4 protein-coding genes and 1 riboswitch are annotated in these 6,291 nt (G+C 46.0%); of the genes, 3 read left to right on the top strand and 1 reads right to left on the bottom strand.

The genetic code is table 11. The features are described from left to right. Positions 1-506: 506 nt before the first annotated feature. Positions 507-2,519, bottom strand: a complete 2,013-nt coding sequence (locus tag ABFC84_13595; protein ID MEN6413774.1) for a methyl-accepting chemotaxis protein — start codon at positions 2,517-2,519, stop codon at positions 507-509. A gap of 100 nt (positions 2,520-2,619) precedes the next feature. Further along, a riboswitch (cyclic di-GMP riboswitch) is annotated at positions 2,620-2,705 on the bottom strand. Between the two features lie 439 nt (positions 2,706-3,144). Between ABFC84_13595 and ABFC84_13590 the strand changes: the two genes are divergently transcribed. From ABFC84_13590 to ABFC84_13580, 3 genes are all read left to right on the top strand, one after another. Next, positions 3,145-4,287 (top strand): glycosyltransferase family 2 protein, encoded by a 1,143-nt coding sequence (locus ABFC84_13590; GenBank protein ID MEN6413773.1) that lies wholly within the window; start codon positions 3,145-3,147, stop codon positions 4,285-4,287. 29 nt (positions 4,288-4,316) lie between these two features. Beyond that, positions 4,317-5,432, top strand: coding sequence for a hypothetical protein (locus tag ABFC84_13585; protein MEN6413772.1), 1,116 nt, complete (start codon positions 4,317-4,319; stop codon positions 5,430-5,432). 85 nt (positions 5,433-5,517) lie between these two features. Continuing rightward, positions 5,518-6,009 (top strand): spore coat protein, encoded by a 492-nt coding sequence (locus ABFC84_13580; GenBank protein ID MEN6413771.1) that lies wholly within the window; start codon positions 5,518-5,520, stop codon positions 6,007-6,009. Positions 6,010-6,291 lie beyond the last annotated feature (282 nt).

The raw sequence follows: 6,291 nt of genomic DNA, 5'->3' as shown, positions 1-6,291 counted from the left end.
TGTGCCGGGGTACGGAAAATGTATTGGCCGAAAGCATCCTGCTCGGACTCGCGCATAATGTGAACAAGCTGCATTCGAAGATACAGCACGGGCATTGTGGAGAATACCTTCATCCGTTAAAAACAGCTTAACAAACAAAAAATGAGTACCGATTTTAGAGGAAACTCTTTCCTCTTTATTTCGTGTACCCATTTTTTATGTGTGTAAAAATTTGTTGAGTCAATCCTCAAAAAGCAGGGGCTGTTGCCAACGAATCTTTTCGTTATTGCAACAGCTCCTTTTTTGTTTTTAAGAAGGGATTTTTCATTTGCTGTAATTTTACCAGGGTCAGATAATTTTCTCATATTGATGCTGCATCATAAATTTGCATTTCGTCTTTATCGTAGGCGGTGAGTCAAGACTCCCGCCTACGATAAAGACAGCCATAGCTGCCGCACAATAAGTAATGGCTATTTTCTAGTAGAAGCTGGCTAAATCCTGCTCTTTTATATCAATATATTTCTATTCTAAACTCGGAAATGACTAACCGCTGTCTGAAGATCTTGAGCAAGCTTGGCAAGGCTCTGGCTTGATGAGGCAATTTCTTGCATAGATGCGGCTTGTTCTTCTGTAGCCGCTGACACTGACTGCGCGTGTCCGACTGCAATTTTGCTGTTTTTGTCGATTTCATTCATTGCGGCAACAATTTTCTGACTGCCGCCGGCCATCTTCTCGGTGGCTGAGGAACTCCCTTTCACTTGTTCCGATACTTGCGTTACCAATGTTACAATCTTCTTAAAAGTATGACCTGCCATAGTAACAACCTCGGTCCCAACTTTAACTTCATGGATACCGTCACCCATAGCGGCAACAGCTTTATCGGTATCCCCTTGAATTTCACCAATCAGTGTGGCAATTTGTTTTGCCGCAGTTTGGGATTGTTCCGCCAGCTTGCGAACTTCCTCTGCTACGACAGCGAATCCTCTACCCTGTTCGCCTGCTCTGGCTGCCTCAATCGCAGCATTAAGCGCCAATAAGTTGGTTTGTCCGGCAATCCCAGCTATCGTATCAACAATCTGTCCGATTTCTTTCGATCGTTCACCCAAAACAGCTACGACTTGCGCTGAATTGTTGACGGTCTGTTCAATGTGAGCCATTTGACCAACAGCCTCACTCACAGATTTATCGCCTTCCTTTGCCGATTCAACTGCCCGAAATGCATTGTCAGCCATCTCACCGGCACCAACAGCTACCTGCTGAATATCGGCCGACATCTCACTTACCACGGCAGATGCATCATCTACCGCTTGCAATTGTTTTTCTGCACCTTGTGAAACATCGTTAATTGATCCGGCTACTTGAGTTACAGCACGAGCCGACTGTTCGGCACTGGCATTCAATTCTTCCGACGAAGCTGCCACCTGTTCCGCCGATGTTGCTATTTGTTGAACTAATTTACGCAGCTTATCTACCATAGTATCAAAATGAATCGCCAGAGTGTCCAGTTCATCCTTATCCGAGATATTTGATCCCATAGTACTCGCGGACACTGCTTGTAATGTTAAATCGCCTTGCGCTATTTTTTTAACCGCTCCGTTTAACGATATAATCGGCTTAGTTAATCGTCTTGAGATGATAACGCCTAACACACATGTGGCGATAAGAATCAATGCAATAATAATAAGTGAAGTTCGGGCAAAAGGCGTTAACTTTACAAGAATTTCTTTTTCCGGTACGTTAACGGCCAAACTCCAATGAGTTCCGGGAATAGGAGCATAAGCAATATCCATTGTCATATTTCCTTCTTGATACTTTCCAATGCCATTTTCAGCATTTACCATTTTGCTCATTATAGCTTTAAGCTGACGGTTTGCGTTCGCGTCGGTAAGAATATTTGTCTTCATCACTTGTTCTTTATCCGGATGAATAATTATTAGCCCGTTATCTTGGATGACATAAGCATAACCACTTTGCGCAACCTTAATCTCATTTATGCGCGAAATAAGAGTATCAACAGTAACAGTTCCGCCCAAGACGCCGATAATTTCATTATTTCTTCGAATGGGAGCAACTACGGATACAACCATCTTGCCATCTACTTTAGAAATAACCGGGTTAGTAGTCAGCACCTTGCCCGTAGACATAACCTGTTTAAAATAGTCACGATCAATAATATTTGTTCTATCCCCGGTTGTATGAATCGCCTGTCCCTGAGAATCTACAAGCCAAAATCGTAAATAAAGGGGATTCCGCTTTACCTGTTCGTTTAAATAGTCAAGGGCTCCCTGCGTATCGCCATTAACAACGCTTTGGTTTGTAGCCAAGATTGAGACTTCTGCTTCACGTGTATCTTTCCACATGCCAATTTCCCTGGCATAGGCATCTGCCTGATGGGCAATATTCTCCTCGGCATCTGATACTAGGATACCCTTTGCATTATAAAAATTACAAAATCCTAAAATACTTAATGTTACTAAAAGTCCAATTACCAAAATAACAGTGACCTTTACCTGAATACTTTTCCCTTTAAACAAAATCATTTGCGAGCCTCCTGTTTTTCTATTAAAATGTAATATTACAGTGACCTAAAAAAATACAAAAGAGCATCTGCCTATTAGCTAAGGTGCTCTTAACATATTTACTAGCAACCTGGCAATCATCGACAACTCGTCATTAGACCCATAGCTTTGCGCCCCAGCCTTTCGGCAGGTTTGCCCAAATATTCACTTTTACTAAACAGTCAAAGAGTATCGCCGCTTATAGTGGCTCACTTGTCATGACAGAATTTTTCGGATACAGGCAGTCCAGCGGCCTGGACTGCCATTTCTGCACGGCTGGCAGAATCTTAGTGGTGTTTTTGCTGATCATACTGGCAGAGACATCATGAATAAGGTAACTTCTCCCTCTATTATACAAAATATATGCTTATTATCCAATGAATTTTTACACTAAATGTAAAAATGCATTAGATAACGCAATCAATAAACATATTTATTTACTGCTCCCCCCGGCCAGTCTTAAACGATAGCCATGACTTTACCACTGTCACAGCGGCCTTTTATCCGCCGGCTTTTTCGAAAATGCTGATTTTATTTTTAAATAGTTGGAATACTAAACTGTCGGAACTTTTCCCGCAAACTATGCCGAAAGGATGACAACCAAAATATGGAAGTCAGCATCGTCATTCCAACTTATAACGAAGCCGATAACGTCCGCCTGATTGCTGAACGAATCAGCCGGGTGCTGTCGGGGGAAATCATATCTTATGAAATCCTGTTTATAGATGACAGTATTGATAATACTCCTGCTATATTGGAAAAACTTTCCCACCGAATTCCCCAGGTAAAATATCGGCACCGGGAAGGAGAAAAAGGGCTGGCTTCCGCAGTAGTTGCCGGCTTTTCCCAGGCGCAAGGTTCTTGTATCATCGTAATGGACGCTGATCTCCAGCATCCGCCGGAATTAATTCCGCTGATTCTAAAACGGCTGGCCACAGCCGATATCGTCATTCCCAGCCGGTTTATCACGGGCGGCTCCGATGGAGGCTTAAACGGATTCCGCAAACTTGTCTCCTGGACCGCCAGAACCATCGGCCGCATCTCCTTTACCCGCCTGCGGGATATCTCGGACTGCACCGGCGGTTACTTCGGGCTGAACCGCAGCGTTATCACGGCCACCAAGCTCAATCCCATCGGCTGGAAAATATTGATGGAGGTTTTGATAAAGGGACATTACCGCACGGTTCACGAAATCCCTTATTCCTTTGCTGCCCGGGATGCCGGTGAATCAAAAATGAGTCTGAGGGAACAGTGGAATTATTTGCGCCACGTTGCCAGACTCGTCCGCAGCAGTCCGGAAGACCGGCGCTTCTACGCCTTTTGCCTGGTCGGCTTTCTCGGGGTGTTCGTCAATCTATTGGCACTGAGCTTGCTGCTCAGCTTCTTTCCCCTCAGTCAATTCGCCGCTTCGGTAGCCGCGTCATTCATTGCCATGACTCATAACTTTTTCTGGAATGACCGTGTGACCTGGAAGGAACGTCAATATCCGGTATTGTGGCACCGGGTCCTTCAGTTTCCTCAATTCATGCTGGTCTGCGGCCTTGGCATTGCAATTACCGCCTTATTTGCCCGTCTCTTTCTGTCCCTGGGTTGGAACATCTATCTGGGACAGCTGGCGGGGATTAGCGTATCCACCTCCTGGGGATTCATCGCCAATAACCGCTGGACCTGGTCTGCGTCCGGCAGACAAATCGACAGCCAGAATGTCAAATTAGTCGTCACCCAGGAATACGCCGGCAAAATATCGTAATTCACCTGTAAAGACCGAAGAGGTGCCAAATGAATTCTAAGCTTCTTCCTCCTAAACCGGTTTGGCTGGCTTTTGTTCTGCATACCGGTATTGTCTTCGCTGCCGCGGCGCTGGCAGATTTTTTTCCTCGGCATGAACCGGCCGGTTTTGTAAATTCATTCCTGGCAGTGGGTAGCCCGTTCATTGATAAATGGATCCGCTGGGATGCTCACTGGTATACTTATGTGGCTCAGTTTGGCTATAACAGTCAATCCATTGTCTTCTTCCCAGTCATCGTATTGCTGATAAAAATCCTTGCCTGGTCTGGTCTTAGCACGGCCGCCGCCGGGTTTCTGCTTTGCAATCTTTTCGCCGGTTTCAGCTTTTGGCTTTTGTACGCCGTATTCCGGCTGGACTTTTCGGCTGAACAAAGCCGTCGCGCCCTCCTGGCCTACGGTCTGTTTCCCACCTCTTTCTGTTTAAACAGTATCTACACCGAACCCCTATTTCTCGTATTTTCCCTGGCCTGCGCTTATTGCAGCCGCACAGGCCGCTGGTATCAGGCCGGCTTCTTTGCCATGTTCGCTGCTCTGACCCGCAATCTGGGGATCTGCCTGGTGGGCCTTATATTTTTAGAAGGCTGGAAAGCCCGTCCCCGGCGACAATCTTTTCTGGCTGCGCTTTTATTGCCATTTCTAGCTCTCTCCTGCTTCAGTCTGTACAATTGGCAGCTAACCGGCGATCCTTTAGCCTTTGTCCACGCCCAGCAAAGCTGGGGCCGCTATTTCAGCTATCCCTGGATCAGTTATTGGCGAAATATATCACTGCTTGGTGCTGATTTTTTTGCTCAGGAACCAGGGATCCTGCTTGATGCCCTGCTTGTCCTTTTCACTTTCGGCGGCTTAATGCGACTAACACTGGCAAAAAAAATCCAAATCCGACAATCCTATCTGCTTATTGCCTGGCTGTGGTTTCTCCTTCCACTATGCTCCTCTTCCGAAGGTTTTCCTCTTTACAGCATGTCCCGCTTCGTTTTCGTTTTGTTTCCGCTCTATCTTGCCTGGGTACCGGTGCCGACAGCCTATTATACCGCTGGTATGCTGATCAGCGCCTTGCTGCTGTTTGTTTGTACTCTGCTATTTGTAAACTGGTATTGGATTGGCTAGTGTTTGCCAATTATTTTCTTAATTTTTGTTTTTCCGGTGAATGAAACCCTTATTGTGGAGCAAAATAGAAACGGAGGTGTTGATTATGACATTACAGCTAACACAGAAGGAAAAAAACTACCTGGAAGATCAGAAAAAGCACGAACAAATCTGCATCAAAAAGTACCAAAAATATGCCGGACAAACTCAGGATCCGCAATTGCAGCAGCTATTTACCGCTCTGGCCGGCAGCGAGCAGCAGCATTATAATACCATTAACCAAATGCTGTCCGGTCAAGTGCCGCAGCTAAGCCAGCAAAGCGGTAGCCAAAGCCAGCAGCAAGCTGCGTCTTCCGCCCAAGCCGGTCAGTCGGCTCCAGCCAGTCAAACGACCGGATCTACCGGTCAAAACGAAGCTTCTCTCTGCACCGACATGCTGATGACGGAAAAATTTGTTTCCGGGGCCTATGACACAGCGATTTTCGAATCCGCCAATACCAATGTCCGTCAGGCTCTCAATCATATCCAAAAAGAAGAGCAGGAACACGGAGAAAAAATTTATAATTACATGCAGAGCAACGGCTTGTACAACGGATAGCTCATGGCACTTGGCTGGCGGCTTATAGCTCTTGGTACTGGAATTGTCATTGCGAGCGGCAGCGAAGCAATCTCTGTGTTCAGAACGTCGCGCCTTCTTTGAGATCGCCGCGGCTAACGCCTCGCGATGACAGCTAAACTTTTGTAGACAACCGGTGGAAACCCCAACAATGACTCCTTTCTTATATGAAAAAGGGGAGGCGCTCCTATTATGGGCGCTTCCCTTTTTAGTTTCCAGTATTATTTTCCCGTCGGTGTTGCCTCGTCGGAAAAAATGACGGAG

It is taken from the genome of Veillonellales bacterium, assembly GCA_039680175.1.
GTDB lineage: Bacteria > Bacillota > Negativicutes > JAAYSF01 > JAAYSF01 > JBDKTO01.
This window is presented reverse-complemented; position numbering and strand designations above follow the sequence as displayed.